Source organism: Streptomyces sp. NPDC027962 (genome assembly GCF_055566095.1).
Genome location: NZ_JBVHTA010000004.1, coordinates 82,688 through 99,561, shown reverse-complemented (window position 1 = coordinate 99,561; position 16,874 = coordinate 82,688). Strand labels below are relative to the sequence as shown.

Genomic DNA, 16,874 nt, shown 5'->3' with positions numbered 1-16,874 from the left:
TGCCGGACCGCCGAGCTCGTGGAGAGGTGGTGCGAGTGGCCCTGGCCGTGCAAGAGGGGAATGATCGGCAGCTCGCTCCCGGTCGGGCCGGTCAGCACCGGTACATGAAGTCGACGCTCGCCGTGTGCCGGGACGGAGAGATGACCCACAGCTCCGCCCCGGCCCGGTACTCGCCCCGGCCGTGGAAGGTCCACAGCAAATGGAGGCGGGCCTGCTTCTGTCCTCGCACCACCTTCTCCTGCAGCGGTCCCGAGCCGGTGCCGTCGCTGCGGACCCACTGGTAGGTGAGCGTGCCGGGCCGCCCGTCGGTCCGCACCGTGCCCACGACGTCCGCGGTCCCGTCGCAGCCCGGCCCGGCGGGAGACGTCGTCACCATCACCTCCCGTACGGCGACCTCCGGGCCGTAGTGCTGCCAGGCGAGGAAGCCGAGCACCGCCGCCAGCACTGCGGCGGCCAGCGCGTAGCGGCGCAGGCCACGCCGTCGACCGCCGCCGGTCTCGGCGGGCGGGTGGGCGGAAGTCCCGGTCCACAGGTCGACAGCCGTGGTGCCGCTGCCGCGCTGCCGCACGAAGGCGGTGACACCGGGGCCGAAGCGCAGCACGTCGCCCTCGACGCGGTCGGGAACCGGAACCGGAGCCGGAACCGGAGCCGGAACCGGAGCCGGAACCGCGTTCTCGCCCGGCCGTTCGAACCAGTGGCTGGCCAACTCGGTCGCGCTGTACTCGTCGTCGGCGCCGCCGGGAGGAACGCGTCGATCGTTCACTGGACCGCGCACCCCCGTCCCGCGCGGAGCTGCTGGGTGGACGAGCCGTTGGCGGCGGCCGGGTCCGTCGTCGCCTGCACACTCCAGTAGCAGCCCTTGCCCTGGAAGGTGTGGTCGAGGGCCAGGGTGTACTGCGTCGAGCCGCTCCGCTCGAACGACTGCGTGCTCTCGACAGCACCCGGTTCGCCCTTCGTGTCGCCGGTGAACCACGAGACGACGATCCTCACCGGCCCCGCTCCGTCCGTGGCGACGTCGACGGAGGACGTGGCGGTCGCCTCGCCGGTCCGCTGGAAGGCCGTGACCGAGACGGACTTCACCCGCACCGGAGCGAGCGTCGGAGGCGGGCTGGTGGTCACTTCCGTGGACGGCTCGGTGGACGCGGTCGGGGCGGACGGCGTCGCCGGCGGGGGAGCGGGCGGCCCGGTGGTCGTGCTCGCGGAAGCGGACGGGGACCCCTCGGTGGCCGGAGCGGTCGGCGAACCGGCCGACGGAGAAGGCTCTGTGGAGCCGCCCGTGTCCGGCGACACAGTGCCCTCCTCGTCCGGCAGCGCGCTGGTGGTGGCGACGGCCTGAGCCGTCGCCTTCGGCGACGCGTCCTCGCCGGCCCGCGCCGCGACGGCGACCAGTGCGGCCACGGCCAGCGCTGCGACACCCGCCAGGACCTTGCGCAGAGCCGGTGGCAGCCATCCGCCGATGCCGGTGCCGATACCCGCACCGGCGCCAGGACCCGCGCCGCTGCCGGAGCCGATCGCGGTCGTCGCGTGGTCGGTTCCCGCGGAGGGTCCCGCGGACGGGAACAGCAGGGGCAGCAACGCGGCGAGCGCCGCGAGCCTCCGCTGGCCGCGCGCCTCCCAGTCGGGGCCGTATGCCGCTCGGGCGATCTGCTCCAGCTCGGCCACGAAGGCCGCCGCGTGCTCGGGACGGTCCGCGGGCGACTTGGCGAGTCCGCGCCGGATGAGCGGCCGTACGGGCTCCGGAGTGTCGCCCTCCGGGATCGGCGCGCCGATGTGCTGCAATGCGAGTTCGGCGACGTTCTCTCCGCGGTACGGCTTGTGGCCGGTCAGGCACTCGTAGAACGTGACGGTCGCCGCGTAGACGTCGGCCGCCGGTGAGGCGGGCTCACCGTTCCACTGCTCCGGGGCCATGTACGCGGGGGTGCCCGCCACTCCCGGCGTGGCGCCGCGGCGCGCGGCGATGCCGAAGTCGACGAGCTTGGACGAGCCGTCCGCCGCTACCAGTACGTTCTCCGGCTTGTAGTCGCGGTGCACCACCCCTTCGCCATGTGCGGCGGCAAGCCCCAGCAGGGAGCCCTTCAGGACCACGAGCGCCGCCTCCGGGCCGGTCGCCCCCTCCCGCAGCAGCAGGGCACGCAACGCGACACCGTCGACGACCTCCATCACGATGGCGGCGCCCTGCGGTGCCTCCACGTACTCGTAGAGCCGCACCACGAAAGGCGAATCGAGGTTGCCGAGCAGCTGCGCCTCCGCGCGGAACTCGCGGACGAAGCCGGCGTCCGCGCGCAGTCTCTCGTTGAGGTACTTCACCGCCACCGGCACAGCGGTGGCGTCGTGGACGGCGAGTACGACACGCCCGCAGCCCCCCGACCCGAGCTCCCGGGACTCCGTGTACCCGGGCACGGACCACGCGTTCATAACGTCCCCCACACATGGGAGCCGCAGTGCGGCGGTTCCCGTTGTACGCCGTGCCGTCGCGCCGTCAAGGCGGTCCCGCACGGAAGCCCACGTGCTGTCCCCCTCACAGACACATTTCCCTCACGCCCGGTTCCCGCCAGGAGTCGCCCGGTTCCCTCCGGAGACGCCCGGGTCCACTATTGGCATGGACCTGCCCGATTCTATCGGCTACGCTCCGGCGGAGCGCTGCTGAGAGCGCTCTCAGAAGGTGCGCTTGTTCCGCCCCCGCCTCGCAGGAACAACCGAAAGGTCAACGCCTTGAGACGCATGACAGTCATACGCACGGGCCTGTCCGCACTCCTCCTCCTCGGCGCCTGGGCCGGCGTCGGCGCCGGCCCGGCCGCCGCCGCGCCCGAACCGGCTCCCGCCGTGGAGCCGCAGCTCTCCCCGGGCCTGCTCGCCGCCATGCAGCGCGACCTGGGGCTCGACGCGAAGCAGGCCGAGGCCCGGCTCGCTGCGGAGAAGACCGCGACCGTCGTCGAAGGGAAGGCGCGGCGCGCCGCCGGAACAGCCTTCGGCGGCTCCTGGTTCGACGTGAGAACGAGCAAACTGACCGTGGCCGTCACCGACGTCCGCAAGGCCGATGCCGTGCGGGCAACGGGTGCCAGGGCCGCGCTGGTGTCGCACAGTGCGCGGCACCTCGACTCGGTCAAGCGTGAGATCGACGGGCTGAAGGCCCCCGCAGGGGTGAGTAGTTGGCATGTCGATCCGCAGGCCAACCGGGTCGTCGTGAACGTGGTCGCCTCCGAGCGGCGTGACAACGATGTCCAGGCGTTCCTGGGCCGGGCGCGGCAGGCCGGTCCGATCGCGGTCGAGGAGACCGCCGAGGCCCCGACGCCCTTCGCGGCCGGAACCGTCGGCGGCGACCCGTACTACACCGGCAACGTCCGCTGCTCCATCGGCTTCTCCGTGCACGGCGGCTTCGTCACCGCCGGGCACTGCGGCCGGACGGGCGCGGCGGTCCGCGGCTGGGACGGCTCACACATCGGCACCTTCCAGGGCTCGTCGTTCCCCGGCGACGACTACGCATGGGTGAGTGTCGGCAGCGGCTGGTGGACCGTCCCCGTGGTCCTCGGGTGGGGAACCGTGCCCGACCGGCTGGTCCGTGGCTCGGCCGAAGCCCCGATCGGCGCGTCGGTCTGCCGCTCGGGCTCCACGACGCACTGGCACTGCGGCAACGTGCTCGCCAAGAACGAGACCGTCAACTACAGCCAGGGCGCGGTCCATCAGATGACCAGGACGAGCGTGTGCGCCGAACCCGGAGACTCGGGCGGCTCGTTCATCAGCGGCGACCAGGCGCAGGGCGTGACCTCTGGCGGCTGGGGCAACTGCAGCGGCGGCGGCCAGACATGGCACCAGCCGGTCAACGAGATCCTCGGTCGCTACGGCCTGCGCCTCCACACGGCCTGACACAGCGGGAGCACCACCACCACTGGCCGGAGGCCGTCCATGCGGCCGGCCTCCGACCACCACCTACGCCCGCAGCACCCGGCCGAAGTAGTCGGCCGGCTCCGGGCCCCCGGCCGGGCCGAGGCGCAGCCCGACATGGCCGTCCGGGCGGACCACGAACCCGGCTGGGCCCTGCACGCCGTACAAGCGCCGGAACTCGCCACGGCCGTCCCGCCACGCCTGCACATCCGTGCCGTCGCCGCTCGGGTCGGCCCGCACATCGGGATGGAGAACGAGGTGGCAGTCCACCTGCCCGTGCGTCAGACGGAAGGCTGTGACAGCCAGTTCACGCAGGGGCCGCAACGCGCCGTCGTCGTCCGCGTACAGCAGCAGTGCGTGTCCGTCGCATCCGCGCAGCACGTCGAACAGGCGCACGGGGAACGTGGCGATCGGTCCGACGAGCCCGCCGCAGTCGGGCGCCCGGTCGCCGGCGTCGGGTCCGTCATGGTCCGAGGTGCGGGCCCCGACGACGGGGCTGCCGGGGTAGCCGACCAGTAGTTGGGCCTCCCGCATCATGAGCATTTCCGGATCGTCCGGGTCGGCCTGCACGCCGCCCGCGCTGGCATGCCGCACCGTGCGGCCCACCACTTCCTCGCCGACCGGCCGGCGCTCGGCGTCGTAACTCTCGAGCAACCGGGGGTGCGCGGTTCCCGCCACGGCGAGGGCCAGCTTCCACGCCAGGTTGTAGGCGTCCTGGACGCCGGTGTTCATGCCCTGGGCGCCGGTCGGTGGATGGATGTGGGCGGCGTCGCCCGCGACGAACACCCGGTCGTGCCCGTAACGGTCCACCAGACGGTGGCTGATGCGGAAGACGGACGACCAGCGCAGTGCGGAGGCCGTGGTGGGCTCGGGTGCCAGTCGGTCCAGGACGGCCTGGACATGCTCCAGCCCTGGGGTGCGGCCGCCTTCCAGGCCGTGCGCAACCCCGTCCGCTTCCGGCTGTGCCTTCACCGACAGCTCCGGCGGGACGAGCATGGACATGCGGTAGCGGGACCGCCCGGGCAGCGGGATGCACACCAGGATGTCGTCCATGGCACCGTCGCTCCGGTGTATGGAACGCACGCCGTAGCCTGCCGGCAGACTCCAGTCCACCTCGACGTCGGCGAGCATGTACTCCTCGGGGAACGCCCCGCCCTCGAAGGTGAGTCCCAGCCACTTGCGGACGATGCTGTGCGCCCCGTCGCAGCCCACCAGGTAGCGGGATCGGACCTCTTCCTCTGCACCGGACGGCGTGGCGATCCTGCTCCACACCCCACCCGCGTCCTGCTCGAACGACACCAGTGTCGTGCTCCGCTCGATCCGGGTGTCCCAGCGTGCGAGGTGTTCCTCGAGGATCCGTTCCGTCTCGTACTGAGGCAGCGCGGCGAAGCCGTACGGGATGTCCGGCGGCAGCTTGAGGTCGATACGCCCCTGGTCCGCGCCGTTGACGTAGATCAGCTGGCCGCGCATCGGCGCTGCGGCGGCCGAGGCCGTGCGGGCCACGCCCATCCGGTCCCAGATCTCGAAGGTCCTGGGCTGGATACCGACGGCCTTCGCGTACGGCAGGCGGGCCGGCAGCCGGTCTATGATCCGGCACCCGACGCCCCGTCTGCGCAGCTCCACCGCCGCGGTCAGCCCGACCGGGCCCGCGCCCACGACCAGCACATCGGTGTGCACCACTGGCATCTCCTGTCGAAGAGCCCCCCTGCCCGCCGACCACCGTCGCCCCCTCGTGTCATCGTGCCCTCATGCCATCGTGACCCCGCCGACGGCGTCCGGCGAGTCCTGCGAGGGTGCCGCCCCGGCGTCGATCGGCGCGTCTCGCCGGTGGCGCGGAACAGGAACCGCGACGCCGGCGTCCCGGTTACCGGCTCGTCGTCCGGGAGTCGACCACCCGTCCCGGGCCGATCACGTCAAGTCCTCGTCCCGCACGCAGGCGTTGAACGCAGTCGGTCCTGTCCGGCGCGCGGGACCGGGTACCGTGCTGATGTGGTGATCACAGCGGAGAACCGGGGGAACCGGGAGAACACGGCACCCGGGACCGCGCTGCTCCTGGCAGCCGCTCCCACGGGCAAAGGACGTCTCATCGACGCCGCGTCCGCGCTGCCCGCCCTCGCGGCCGTACCGGCGGACGTCCTCGCCGGCACGGCAGGCGCCACCGCGGCCACGGTGATCGAGCTCGCGGACCCGCTCGACCCCCAGACCGTCCTCACCCGCATCCGCGCCGCGGCCGCCGCACCGGGACCGCTGCACGTGTATCTCGCAGGGCAGTTGCACGTGGACCGCAAGCAGCGGCTGCTGCACCTCGCCCTCGGCCGTACGGCGCAATCGACGCTGCGCTACACCGCCCTGCCCTGGCACTGGCTGGCCGGTGAGATCAAGGCCAGGCGGCCGGGCACCACCACGGTGGTCCTCGACCTCGTCGCGGACACGGAAGCCTGGCGGCAGGTGACCGGCGGCCACACGGACCTCGGTCCCGGAAGCAGGGTGTACGGGAGGATCGCGCCCGCCACCGGTCGCCGTACCGTCGTGGCCCCCCTCTATCTGAAGGCGATCGCCGCGATCTGGCGCAGCGGTGCGCGGCCGCCGCTACCACAGCTGCATGAACAAGCCGTCATGCAGGCAGGCGCCGACGGTGCACTGGTTTTCGCTGCAGGCCCGGGAACCGTCACCGCACACGAGTACGCGCGTGCCGACGTGTCCGGCCCCGGACCGTCGCCCGCCGCACCGCCGCCCGACGGGACTGACCCGCACCCGGCGATACTGGCCGCCGCGGCGGCGGGACGCCACGCCGAGGCCGCGGCCGCCGCCGCGGCCCGCGAGAACGAGGCGCTGCGCGCCCATGGTCCTGGGTCGCCGCAGGCCCTGCACTGGCTGGAAGTACGGGCGGATCTCGCGCGCCTCGCCCAGGAACCGGCGCGCAGCTGCGAGTTGTGGATGACCGCCGCCGACGTCCGTCTCGGACGACAGCAGACCGTGGACGATCCGGAGGTCGAGGGGGCCGTGGACCGCGCCCACCACCAGTGGGAGCAGATCCGCGACGGGGCGCGAGCCCGTCAACTCGCCCCCGGGCTGGTCGCGTTGCGGCGGCGCGTACCGGGCCGCCAGCGCGGCGCGCTGCAGCTGCTTCAGCGTCGCCTGGAACAGCTCCACGACGATCGCACCGGGACGGCGCCTTCGACGCCGTAAAGGCGAACCAGGCCTTGCGGGTGGCGGCTCCGGTCAGTGATGATCTTGCCCGGATCGGATGTGAACCAGGGGAGGACCGAACCATGCGAGTGAAGGACTTCGACCACTTGGTGCTCAATGTCCAGGACGTGGAGCGCGCTCTGGAGTTCTACTGCGGACTGCTCGGCCTGGAGCCCGTTCGCGTCGACGAATGGCGGGCGGGCAAGGCGCCGTTCCCATCCGTGCGGATCACGCCCACCACGATCATCGACTTCGTCAGCCGGCCCCGCGGCGAGTCCAACGTCGACCACATCTGCCTGGTCGTCGACCCGCTGGACTGGCAGCAGGTCATCGACTCGGGGACGTTCACCGTGCTGGAGGGGCCGGTCGACCGTTACGGCGCCCGCGGTGACGCCCAGTCGATCTACGTGCAGGACCCCGACGGCAACACCGTCGAGCTGCGCTGGTACCCGCAGGACGTCGCCGAGTAGCCCGGTCGCGCTCATGCTGCCCGACACCGAAGGCGGGCCGCCGCCCAGTCGGCGTGGTCGTGCGCTTGCCGTCGCCGCCGTCCGCCACCCGCAGACGGAGCCGCTGCGCTCCGGCGACGGACGCCTGCACGTGGACGGCCGCACCTCCTGACCTGAGCACGTCGGTCACATGAACGCGCCTCGTGTCGGCGTACCCCTCGAAAACGACACTGCCGCGCCGGCCCGTTTCGACGTCCACGCCGACATCGGCGGTGAACGTCGAGCAGTTGCCGCCCAGGTGGACCTCCACAGCGTTTCCACACAGTGCCTTCGTTGCGTCCAGGGCGTCGCGGGCATCGGCGTACGGAGCCGGCGGCGCGTGGGCACCTGCCTGCCCCGTTCCCGGCGCGCCGCCGACCGTGGCCGCCTGGCCGGGCCCGTGAACGCACCCGACCCCGGGCGCGGGAAACCGCGACCGGGGTCGGGTGGGGGCCTGCGCGGCCCGGGGCGGACCGAGCGGGGGGTGTGCGCGGCCGAGCGGGGGCGCTCCTCGGGCCGGGGAGGAGAATCAGTAGGCGGAGTCGACGTTGTCGATGGAGCCGTACTTGTCGGCCGCGTAGTTGGCGGCCGCGGTGATGTTGGCGACCGGGTCGGTCAGGTCATGCGGGGTGCCGGCGACGTGGTAGGCCTCGAACGTCGGCTGGATGACCTGGAGCAGGCCCTTCGACGGCGTGCCGTTCTGCGCGTTCACGTCCCAGTTGTTCTGGGCGTTCGGGTTGCCGGAGGACTCACGCATGATGTTGCGGTGCAGGCCCTCGTAGCTGCCGGGAATGTCCTTGGCCTTCATGATGTCCAGGGCTTCCTTGATCCAGCCGTCGAGGTTGTCGGCGTACTGCTTCTTCCCCTTGGCCTTCTTCGCCGCCGGAGCGTCCGCCGCCGACACCTGAGCCGCCGAGACGCTCGCCGACACCGGTGCTGCCTGAGCGGCCGAAGGGGCCAGCATGAGGGCCGCTGCTGCGGCACCCGCGGTGGCCATGCCTGCGACGGAAAGCCTGCGGAATCGGGCGATGCGGCTGGTGTTCTGGGTGGTGGCGGTCATACGGGAGTAACTCCATCTGAAGACGACGTGGGGATGCCGACCGGATGCGGTGCGGCGTAGGCGGGAGACCTCCGCCTGGCGGCCGGAGCGGTCGAGCGGACATGTTCTGCTGTCCGGCTCGGCACCGGGCTCCCCGGAACGACTGCCATGGTTAGGGGCGCCTCGAGGGCAGCGCAAGGATGTGACGTACTACCCGACTACGGAGTAAATGTCCGAAATCAACTGGCCCGGCGCGTCCGGTGCCGGATGGAGGGCCCTGGGGCTACTACCTTCCGTAGGACGTGACGTGGCTCCTATGCTGGGCATCACAGCCAGGACGCTTTTCGGGGGTGCCCGCACGACTCACCGTCGGCGAATCTCACGCTGCGTGCCTGTGCCCGCATCGCATCCGCAGGCCCCAGCCGCAGAGGCATGCCCCGCACGTCGTCACGGCGGCCCACTGACACAATCCGGCCGTGGATGCGCATACGAAGGCAGGCGAGATACATGCGGCGGACCGGATGGTGCCGGGCTTGAAGCCGGACCGCCCCATGGAATGGGCCATGCGCCCCGCGCAGCCGGCGGATGTCGAGGCGATCGCGGAGCTACGAGCCGTGGTGATGCGCCCGGACCTGGAGCGGCTGGGGCGGTTCGACGAGCACCGGGTCCGGCAGCGGCTGCGGGATTCCTTCTCCCCGCAGTGCACGTCGGTCATCGTGGTCGGTGGCTCCTTCGCGGGCTGCGTCACATTGCGTCCGGCCGAGGGCGGGCAGTGGCTGGAGCACTTCTATCTCGCCCCAGGTGTCCAGGGCCGAGGGCTCGGCTCGGCCGTTCTGCGCACACTGCTGGACAGGGCCGCTACCGAGGGCCTGTCCGTCCACCTGAACGTCCTGCAGGGCAGCGCCGCCCGGCGGCTGTACGAGCGCCACGGGTTCACCGTGGAGACTCAGGACCCGATCGACGTCTACATGGTGCGACGACCGGGAGCGGCAGCCCTCGGAACGTGACGTCTTTCCGAAGGCAGCAGGTGGGCGGCGGGACCCCATCGGTCCCGCCGCCCCGCCGTAGGCTTCCCTCCCCTGCGTCAGGGACGCTTCTCGGGCACGCCGCTACAGCCCTGCCGCGCGGGCAGGCCGTCGAGCATGGCGACCGTGTCCAAGGAGGTCGCCGCCGACGGCATCCGCGTCAACTGCGTTGCACCCGGCACCATTTGGACCGAATTCGGCCCTGCTTCATCCACCGGGATGGGGTACTCAGGCTGCTCCCGGCCGGTCGCGGCAGAAGAATCGGCCGGGTGGGCCCGAGGCGGCGGCGATCGCCGGTGGCGTCGGCGCATGTGCGCCTGCGCGGGTATGTGCCGCTCGGGCGCCTACCGGTCGGACACGTCCCGCAGTACGCCGATCTTGTCGATGCGGTGCTCGGGGTTGCCCTTGGCGTCCCGCCAGAAGTTGCCGGCCGCGTCGTCCTCCGGCGTCGCGCAGGTCGAGATCGTGATCATCGCCTTCGTGGGCCGCTCGCCGGGACGGCCGGGCACCGGCGCCCGCTGCTCCGCGAGCGAGCGCTCGGAGCGGAAGGACGTCTGCCGTGTCTCCGTGATCACGTACTCGTACACGGAACCGCCCGCAGCGACGAACACGGAGTCGCCCTTGCCGACGGAGGGCAGGTCGCGCAGCGGCCCTCCGGCCGACAGACGGTGGGCGGTGACCAGGTAGTTGCCGATCTCACCCGGCCCGACACCGCCTCGGTCACCGTACGGGCTGGCGGCCACGCCGCGGTTCTGGATCCGCGTGCCCGGCCAGTCGTCGGTCGTGCCCTCGTACGGGACGACACGCAGGTCGGTGAGACCGATCGACGGTATGGACAGCACAGCGGTCTCGGTCCGGGGGTCTGCCCTGGGTGCCGCGGCCGCGGCGGGCTCGGAGGCCGCGGCGGTGCCGGGCCCGGATGCGCCGGCTGCGGTCTGCGTCGTGGCGGTGGCCGGGTCCGTCGGTCGCGGCGGCGCCGGCGCGGAGGCGGGCGATGCGGCGGGAACGGTGGCGGACCCCTCGGCGGGGGCGCCGGTGCAGCCGCCGGCGAGGACGGCGCTGAGGACGCCCGCGAGAGCGGGGAGAACCACACGGGAAGGGATCATGAGCAGCCGGGTTCGGTAGGCGGAACGCTTCTTCGGTCGCGGTCGCGGTCGCGGTCGAGCCGGCCAGGACCGGGATGCGATCAAAGATGCGACGAAAGCAGCATAATCCGAGCAGATGTTCCTATCCTGGTCAATGCCCGTCCGCTCCCTCACCGCAGCGCGATCGCCGTCCGCACCGCTGTCAGTACCCCGTGCCAGCATGGGAACGTGACGAATCTTGCCCACCTCCGGCAGCTGCGCCTGGCCAAGGACGCGATGGACCGCGACTGGGCCGAGCCGCTCGACCTCGAGGCGATCGCCGCCCACGCCGGATACTCCCGCTACCACTTCGTGCGGGCGTTCAAGGCGGTGTACGGGCAGACACCTGGCCAGTACCTCTCGCGCCGCAGGGTCGAGCGGGCCGAGGAGATGCTGCGCACCGTCAATCTGTCCGTCACAGAGATCTGCACGCTCGTCGGATTCAGCAGCCTGGGCACCTTCTCCGCCCGCTTCAAGAAGCAGACCGGTCTCTCGCCGAGCGAGTACCGCGCCAAGCATGTCGGCCGCGGCGCCGCGCTCATCCCCGGGTGCTACGCGATGCTCTGGGCCGGCGGCTTCTCGCCTGCGCGTCCCACTGCCGGGCAGGACGTGAGTTCCGCGGCGCCCCGCAATTGTGAAGAAGCACGCTGAGTCAGCCGCTGCCTACGGTGGCAGAGCAAGAGAACGAGGACTGCGGCTCCGGCGGCCTTGAGCGACTGGACAGCCAGGTCGCGTTCGGGCCCCGACTCCGTCAGCGCCCTTCGTACGGACGCCCCGGCCGCCGACATTTCCCACGCAGCGTGCCGCCACCACGCCACGGCCACCCTCACCTCCGGTTCACTCGCCGTACCGACCGTCCGTCGGGTCGGCCGGTACGGCGGGTGCCCCGGTGCCGGCGCACAACGCATGGTGAGGCGTGAAATGGCGACGAATCGTCGGCAACGGTCGGATCAGGGGGAGCGGAGCGGCCCGACCTGTCAGCAGATCACGTTGAGCGCACCGGGTCGGACCCTCGCCGTCACCGGGAGCGACGCGTCGACCTCGCCGTCCGCGCCATAGGGGACGGGACGGTCCGCCTCGATGCGTACCTCCTTGCCGCGCAGGATCTCCACCTCGGGCCGTTCGAGGTGAGCGCCCGTCTTCAGCTCGTTCATCATCGTGAAGAACAGCCGCTTGGGGGCGTGCCGTATGACGACGACGTCCAGCAGCCCGTCGTCGACCCGCGCGCCCGGCGCGATGTTGCGGCCGAATCCGTAGAAGCCGGAGTTGGCCGCCACGACCGTGTAGCCGCGCCGTTCGTGCTCCGCCCCGTCGACCGTGATGCGGTATGCGGCGGGCCGCCACGCCACCACGGCCCGCAGGCCGCCCGCGTAGTACGAGGCGGCCCCCCGCAGCAGCCGGGAGGTGTTGGCGTGCCGGTTGGCCACCGCGTCCACGCCCGCGTACACGCTGCCGAGCACGGACGTGGCGTCATGGACGGCGGAGGTGACCTCGATGGTGTCGACCGGCCGCGGCGAGCCGTTCAGCAGCAGCTCGGCGAGGGCTTCGGGCTGGGACGGCAGGCCGAGCGCGCGGGCGAAGTCGTTGCCCCGCCCGGCGGGGACCAGGCCGAAGACGGCGTCGGTGCCGCTGAGCGCCCCGCCCACGCAGCCGGCCATACCGTCGCCGCCGACGGCAAGCACGACATGGCCCTGCCCGCCCGCCTGCCGGGCCACCTCCCGCGCGTGTTCCAGGCTGCGGCTGTACTGCGTGTCGAGCCGCGCCCCGGCCTCCCTCAGGAGGCGGGCCAGCGGAAGCAGGGCCGCCGTGCCGCTCGACCCGCCCGCGGCAGGGTTGACGACGGCGGTGAACTGTCGCATGAATGCGCCTCCGGAAGGCTGGGGCCGGTCAGCGGACGGGGATGAGGACGCCGGGGTTGAGGACCCCGGCAGGGTCGAGCTCGGCCTTGAGAGCCTGCAGGATACGGACCCCGACGGGGCCGATCTCCTCGGCGTACCAGTCACGGTGGTCCGTGCCGACGCCGTGGTGGTGGCTGATGGTGCCGCCCGAGGCCAGGATCGCGTCGTTGGCCGCTCGCTTGGCGGGTGCCCAGTGGGCGACCGGGTCGTCGCCCTGGGCCGAGACCACCGTGAAGTACAGCGACGCGCCGTTCTCGTACACGTGGGAGATGTGGCACATCACCAGGGGCGGCGTGCCGGCTTCGGTCAGGGTGGTCGTGAGCGCCTGCCGCACGGCTTCGTAGAGGCCCGGCAGGGCGGACCAGAAGCCGGCCGTCTCAAGCGTCTCGGCGAACGCGCCGGCGTCGAGCAGCGAGTCGCGCAGATACGGCGCGTTGTAGCGACCGTGTGCCCAGCGGTCGCCGGGCTCTTCGCCGGCGTACTCACCGCCGCAGGCGAGCAGCACCTCCCGGGCACGAGCCCGGCGGTCGGCGGTGTCCTCTTCTGTGCCCTCGTAACCGGCGATCGCCATGCAGCCGGCGGGCGGCTGCGCCTGCGAACTGCCGATCCGGTCGGGCTGCGCCAGGCCGATGAAGGTCTCGGTCTCGTCCGACAGACGCAGCACGGTCGGCCGCGGGCCGTCCTGGGCGAGCTTGCGCAGGGCGGCGGCCCCGGTTTCGAAGGACGGGAAGCGCCAGCCCTCGTAGACCCTGGACGCCGGCTGCGGCCTGATCCGCACGGTCACGGACGTGATCACGCCGAGAGCGCCCTCCGAGCCGAGGATCAGCTGCCGCAGGTCGGGGCCTGCCGCAGAGCGTGGCGCACGGCCGAGTTCGAGGGTCCCTTCGGGCGTGGCGACGGTGAGGCCGAGCACCATCTCGTCGAAGCGGCCGTATCCGGCCGATGCCTGGCCGCTGGAGCGGGCCGCCGCGAAACCTCCGACCGAGGCCCATTCGTACGACTGCGGGAAGTGCCCCAGGGTGAATCCCCGCTCGCCGAGCAGCCGCTCGCACTCGGGCGCACGCAGACCGGGCTGCAGGGTCGCCGTCCGGGAGACCTCGTCGAGGGCGAGCAGTGCGTCCAGCCGGCGCAGGTCGAGGGCGATGAAGCAGCGCTTGCCCTCGGGCGCCAGACCGCCGACGACGGACGTGCCGCCGCCGAAGGGGACGGCGGCGAGCCCGTGTGCCGCGCAGACGCGCAGCACGGCCACCACCTCGTCGTGGCTGCCCGGCAGCACGACGGCCGCGGGGACGTCGTCGACCTCACCGGCCCGGATGCGCAGCAGGTCGGGCGTCGACTTGCCGCGGGTGTGGCGGATACGGCTCTCCGCGTCGGTGCGTACATGCGCCGCGTCGCCCACGCACCCGGCGAGCGCCCCGCGGACCGCGTCGGTCAGCTCGGACGCGGGGACGTCGATCGCGTCGAGCGAGGCCGGTGCGCCTGCGCGCGGCGTCACACCGAGCAGATCGCGCAGCAGGCCGATCACCGTGTCCGGCAGCGGGGCCGCCTTGGCCGGGTCGCCCCAGCCGCTCCACAACATGTCCACTTGGGCTGTTTCCTCACCGTCGGTTCGCGGGGCGCACTGCCGCGCGGCCTGCACTGGCATTACACTGTGACAGATGACGCCCATTCGTCACAACCATTCGGACGGAGACACCGTCCTCGACGCCGCACGCGACTGCGTCCTGGCCGTCGGCGTGCGCAGGACGACCCTCACCGACATCGCCCGGCGCGCCGGGGTCTCCCGCATGACGCTGTACCGCCGCTGGCCCGACGTGCGCACCCTGGTCGGCGACCTGATGACGCGGGAGTGGATCGCCCTCGCCGTCGGCGCCATGCCCGGCCACGATCCCGGCACCCCCGCCCGGACGCGGCTCGTCGACGGACTCGTCGCAGGAGTCGCCGCCTTCCGGGCCCACCCGCTCTTCCACAAGATCATCGACGTGGACCCCGAACTGCTGCTGCCCTACGTCCTCGACCGCCGGGGAGCCAGCCAGGACGCGCTGCTGGGACTCATCACCGGCGGCCTCGAGGAAGGCCACGCCGACGGGTCCGTCCGGCGCATCCCCACCGACCGCCAGGCCCGCTCGCTGCTGCTCGTCGTGCAGTCCTTCACGCTCTCGCTGCGCACGATGACCGACGAGGCCGACCCCGAACTCACCGAAGCCGCCTTCCTCGACGAACTGCGGATCATCCTGGAGAGGACCCTCGCACCATGAGCAGCCCGGACCGGCCCGCCGCCACTTCCGCCACCCCCGCCGCCTCCTCGCTGAACGCGGCACGCCGCAGCCGGGAGCTCGCCGAACTCGCCGACGGAACCGAGGTCGACGTCCTTGTCGTGGGCCTCGGGGCCACCGGCGCGGGCGCCGCGCTCGACGCCGTCTCGCGCGGACTTGCCGTCGCCGCGATCGACGCACACGACCTGGCCTTCGGCACCTCCCGGTGGAGCTCCAAGCTCATCCACGGCGGACTGCGCTACCTCGCGACCGGCCACCTGGACGTCGCGCACGAGAGCGCCGTCGAACGGGGCATCCTCATGCAGCGCACCGCCCCCCATCTGGTGCGGGCCCAGCCCTTCGTCCTCCCGCTCACCCCCCTGGTCTCCCGCGGGCAGGCCGCACTGGCCTGGGCGGGCTTCCGGGCCGGGGACGTGCTGCGCGCCTGTGCCCGCACCTCGCGCACCGCGCTGCCCGCGCCCCGCACGCTCTCCGCCGTGGAGACCCGGCACATGGCCCCTGTGCTGCGGCCGACCGGACTGCGCGGCGGGCTGCTCTCCTGGGACGGCCAACTCACTGACGACGCCCGCCTGGTGACCGCTGTCGCACGGACCGCCGCGGCCCACGGGGCCCGCATCCTCACCCGTACCCGCGCGCTCGCCCTGAGCGGCACCGGCGCCCGGGTCCGCGACGAGGTGACGGGGGACGAGCTGGACATCCGGGCCCGCACCGTCATCAACGCCGCCGGGGTGTGGGCGGGCGGGCTGGTCGACGACATCCGCCTGCGACCCTCCCGCGGAACCCATCTCGTCCTGCGCTCACAGGATTTGGGCAGCCTCACCGCCGGCATGCACATCCCCATCCCCGGGGAGGCCAACCGGTTCGTCCTCGTCCTTCCGCAGGGCGACGGCCGGGTGTACGTGGGACTCACCGACGAGCCGGTCGAGGGCGAGGTCCCCGATGTGCCCGAGGTGCCGGAGACGGACATCGGCTTCCTCCTCGACGTCCTCGGCTCCGCCCTCGACGTGGCCCTGGGCCGCCAGGACGTGGTGGGCGCCTTCGCCGGGCTCCGGCCCCTCCTGGACACGCGAGCGGCGGGTCCGGACGCCGCCGCCGGCCAGGGACGTACGGCCGACATCTCCCGCAGGCACGCGGTGCTCACCTCGCCGGAAGGGGTGGTCACCGTCGTCGGCGGCAAGCTCACCACGTACCGGCGGATGGCCGAGGACGCCGTCGACGCGGCCCTCGTGTCCGGCCGCCTGACCGCCGGCCCCTGCCGTACGGCCGCCGTGCCCCTGGTCGGCGCCGCCTCCGCCGGTACGCTCGCGCGGCTGGACGCGCCCCGGCGCCTGGTCCGCCGCTACGGGGCGGAGGCCCCGGCCGTCCACGCCCTCGGCCTCGCCGATCCCGCCCTGGCCCGGCCGGTCGTCGAAGGTCACCCCGTCACCGGGGCCGAACTGGTGTGGGCGGTACGGCACGAGGGCGCCCTCGACGAGTCGGACGTCCTGGACCGCCGCACGCGCATCGGCCTCGTCGACGAGGACCGCCGGGAGGCCCACTCCGCGGCCCGCGAGGCGCTGGACCGCTGCACCGTCTGACGCCGCACCTCCGGCGCGTCCTGCGGGCGCGGCTCCCCCGGCCCCGCGCCACGCTCGGCCCTGAACGCCCTCGCCCTCTGAGCGCCAACTGCTCCGGGCGAGGGCGTTGTTGCACACGGTCACCTCCCCGATACCGGTGCCGGCCCCTGGAGCCACCCGGCGCAGATGACCTCGTTCCCCGTCGACGCGCGCACCCGGCCCACCTGTTCGCCGTGATGTCCCGTAATCTTGCGGTTTGATGTGTCGCCTGGGTCACGTTAGGGCCATAGCCTGAAACCTGTGGGGCTGATGGTGCGTCTGTCTTGACGGCGCCGGAAGGCAGCGGACAGTAGCGTCGCGGAGCTGTTGTCCGGCCGTCTTCGCCGTTGGGACAACA

Annotated in this window: 15 protein-coding genes and 1 pseudogene; 8 read left to right on the top strand and 8 right to left on the bottom strand. The window is 72.6% G+C overall.

Translation table 11 applies throughout. From position 1 onward, the window contains the following. Window positions 1-91: 91 nt before the first annotated feature. Together ACZ4SA_RS05200 and ACZ4SA_RS05195 are read right to left on the bottom strand one after the other, a co-directional pair. On the bottom strand, window positions 92-763 hold the full coding sequence (locus ACZ4SA_RS05200; RefSeq protein ID WP_468270005.1) for a hypothetical protein: 672 nt from the start codon (window positions 761-763) through the stop codon (window positions 92-94). Next, the gene (locus tag ACZ4SA_RS05195) at window positions 760-2,415 is read right to left on the bottom strand and encodes a serine/threonine-protein kinase (protein WP_468270003.1); all 1,656 of its coding nucleotides are present in this window, start codon (window positions 2,413-2,415) and stop codon (window positions 760-762) included. The genes ACZ4SA_RS05200 and ACZ4SA_RS05195 overlap by 4 nt, the downstream gene beginning before the upstream one ends. A 306-nt stretch (window positions 2,416-2,721) precedes the next feature. On the opposite strand from ACZ4SA_RS05195, the gene ACZ4SA_RS05190 reads away from it, so the two are divergent. Beyond that, entirely contained in the window at window positions 2,722-3,864 is a 1,143-nt protein-coding gene (locus ACZ4SA_RS05190) for a S1 family peptidase (RefSeq protein ID WP_468270001.1), read from the top strand. Between the two features lie 63 nt (window positions 3,865-3,927). Here ACZ4SA_RS05190 and ACZ4SA_RS05185 read toward each other — a convergent pair whose 3' ends face one another. Continuing rightward, window positions 3,928-5,568, bottom strand: a complete 1,641-nt coding sequence (locus ACZ4SA_RS05185) for an FAD-dependent monooxygenase (protein ID WP_468269999.1) — start codon at window positions 5,566-5,568, stop codon at window positions 3,928-3,930. A gap of 303 nt (window positions 5,569-5,871) precedes the next feature. Between ACZ4SA_RS05185 and ACZ4SA_RS05180 the strand changes: the two genes are divergently transcribed. The 3 genes from ACZ4SA_RS05180 to ACZ4SA_RS05170 all read left to right on the top strand — a co-directional run bounded on the left by ACZ4SA_RS05180 (window position 5,872) and on the right by ACZ4SA_RS05170 (window position 7,692). Next, window positions 5,872-7,071 carry a hypothetical protein gene (locus ACZ4SA_RS05180; RefSeq protein WP_468269997.1) on the top strand — a complete coding sequence of 400 codons (1,200 nt, stop codon included), beginning with the start codon at window positions 5,872-5,874 and terminating at the stop codon, window positions 7,069-7,071. Window positions 7,072-7,154: 83 nt separating this feature from the next. Further along, a complete protein-coding gene (locus ACZ4SA_RS05175) occupies window positions 7,155-7,541 on the top strand; it encodes a VOC family protein (RefSeq protein ID WP_468269995.1) in 387 nt (128 codons plus the stop codon). Window positions 7,542-7,554: 13 nt separating this feature from the next. Then, window positions 7,555-7,692: a hypothetical protein gene (locus ACZ4SA_RS05170; protein WP_468270345.1), complete on the top strand. Its 138-nt coding sequence runs from the start codon at window positions 7,555-7,557 to the stop codon at window positions 7,690-7,692. Here ACZ4SA_RS05170 and ACZ4SA_RS05165 read toward each other — a convergent pair. Together ACZ4SA_RS05165 and ACZ4SA_RS05160 are read right to left on the bottom strand one after the other, a co-directional pair. After that, a pseudogene (locus ACZ4SA_RS05165) lies at window positions 7,663-7,779 on the bottom strand (hypothetical protein); the annotation flags it as partial. The gene ACZ4SA_RS05170 and the pseudogene ACZ4SA_RS05165 sit on opposite strands and share 30 nt — an antisense overlap. A 309-nt stretch (window positions 7,780-8,088) precedes the next feature. Beyond that, on the bottom strand, window positions 8,089-8,619 hold the full coding sequence (locus ACZ4SA_RS05160; RefSeq protein WP_468269993.1) for a transglycosylase SLT domain-containing protein: 531 nt from the start codon (window positions 8,617-8,619) through the stop codon (window positions 8,089-8,091). Between the two features lie 542 nt (window positions 8,620-9,161). Between ACZ4SA_RS05160 and ACZ4SA_RS05155 the strand changes: the two genes are divergently transcribed. Next, a complete protein-coding gene (locus ACZ4SA_RS05155) occupies window positions 9,162-9,605 on the top strand; it encodes a GNAT family N-acetyltransferase (RefSeq protein ID WP_468270327.1) in 444 nt (147 codons plus the stop codon). Between the two features lie 362 nt (window positions 9,606-9,967). Here the strand turns inward: ACZ4SA_RS05155 and ACZ4SA_RS05150 are convergent, their stop codons facing one another. Beyond that, the gene (locus tag ACZ4SA_RS05150; protein ID WP_468269991.1) at window positions 9,968-10,729 is read right to left on the bottom strand and encodes a class E sortase; all 762 of its coding nucleotides are present in this window, start codon (window positions 10,727-10,729) and stop codon (window positions 9,968-9,970) included. Window positions 10,730-10,984: 255 nt separating this feature from the next. Between ACZ4SA_RS05150 and ACZ4SA_RS05145 the strand changes: the two genes are divergently transcribed. Next, complete coding sequence (locus ACZ4SA_RS05145; RefSeq protein ID WP_468270325.1) at window positions 10,985-11,398, top strand: helix-turn-helix transcriptional regulator; 414 nt, start codon at window positions 10,985-10,987, stop codon at window positions 11,396-11,398. A gap of 326 nt (window positions 11,399-11,724) precedes the next feature. On the opposite strand, the gene ACZ4SA_RS05140 is transcribed toward ACZ4SA_RS05145, so the two are convergent. Next, on the bottom strand, window positions 11,725-12,606 hold the full coding sequence (locus ACZ4SA_RS05140; protein WP_468269989.1) for a diacylglycerol/lipid kinase family protein: 882 nt from the start codon (window positions 12,604-12,606) through the stop codon (window positions 11,725-11,727). A gap of 28 nt (window positions 12,607-12,634) precedes the next feature. Next, the gene (locus tag ACZ4SA_RS05135; RefSeq protein WP_468269987.1) at window positions 12,635-14,230 is read right to left on the bottom strand and encodes an FAD-binding oxidoreductase; all 1,596 of its coding nucleotides are present in this window, start codon (window positions 14,228-14,230) and stop codon (window positions 12,635-12,637) included. A gap of 73 nt (window positions 14,231-14,303) precedes the next feature. On the opposite strand from ACZ4SA_RS05135, the gene ACZ4SA_RS05130 reads away from it, so the two are divergent. Then, window positions 14,304-14,903 (top strand): TetR/AcrR family transcriptional regulator, encoded by a 600-nt coding sequence (locus ACZ4SA_RS05130; RefSeq protein ID WP_468269985.1) that lies wholly within the window; start codon window positions 14,304-14,306, stop codon window positions 14,901-14,903. Next, a complete protein-coding gene (locus ACZ4SA_RS05125) occupies window positions 14,900-16,498 on the top strand; it encodes a glycerol-3-phosphate dehydrogenase/oxidase (protein WP_468269983.1) in 1,599 nt (532 codons plus the stop codon). Before ACZ4SA_RS05130 ends, ACZ4SA_RS05125 begins: the two co-directional genes overlap by 4 nt. Window positions 16,499-16,874: the final 376 nt, after the last annotated feature.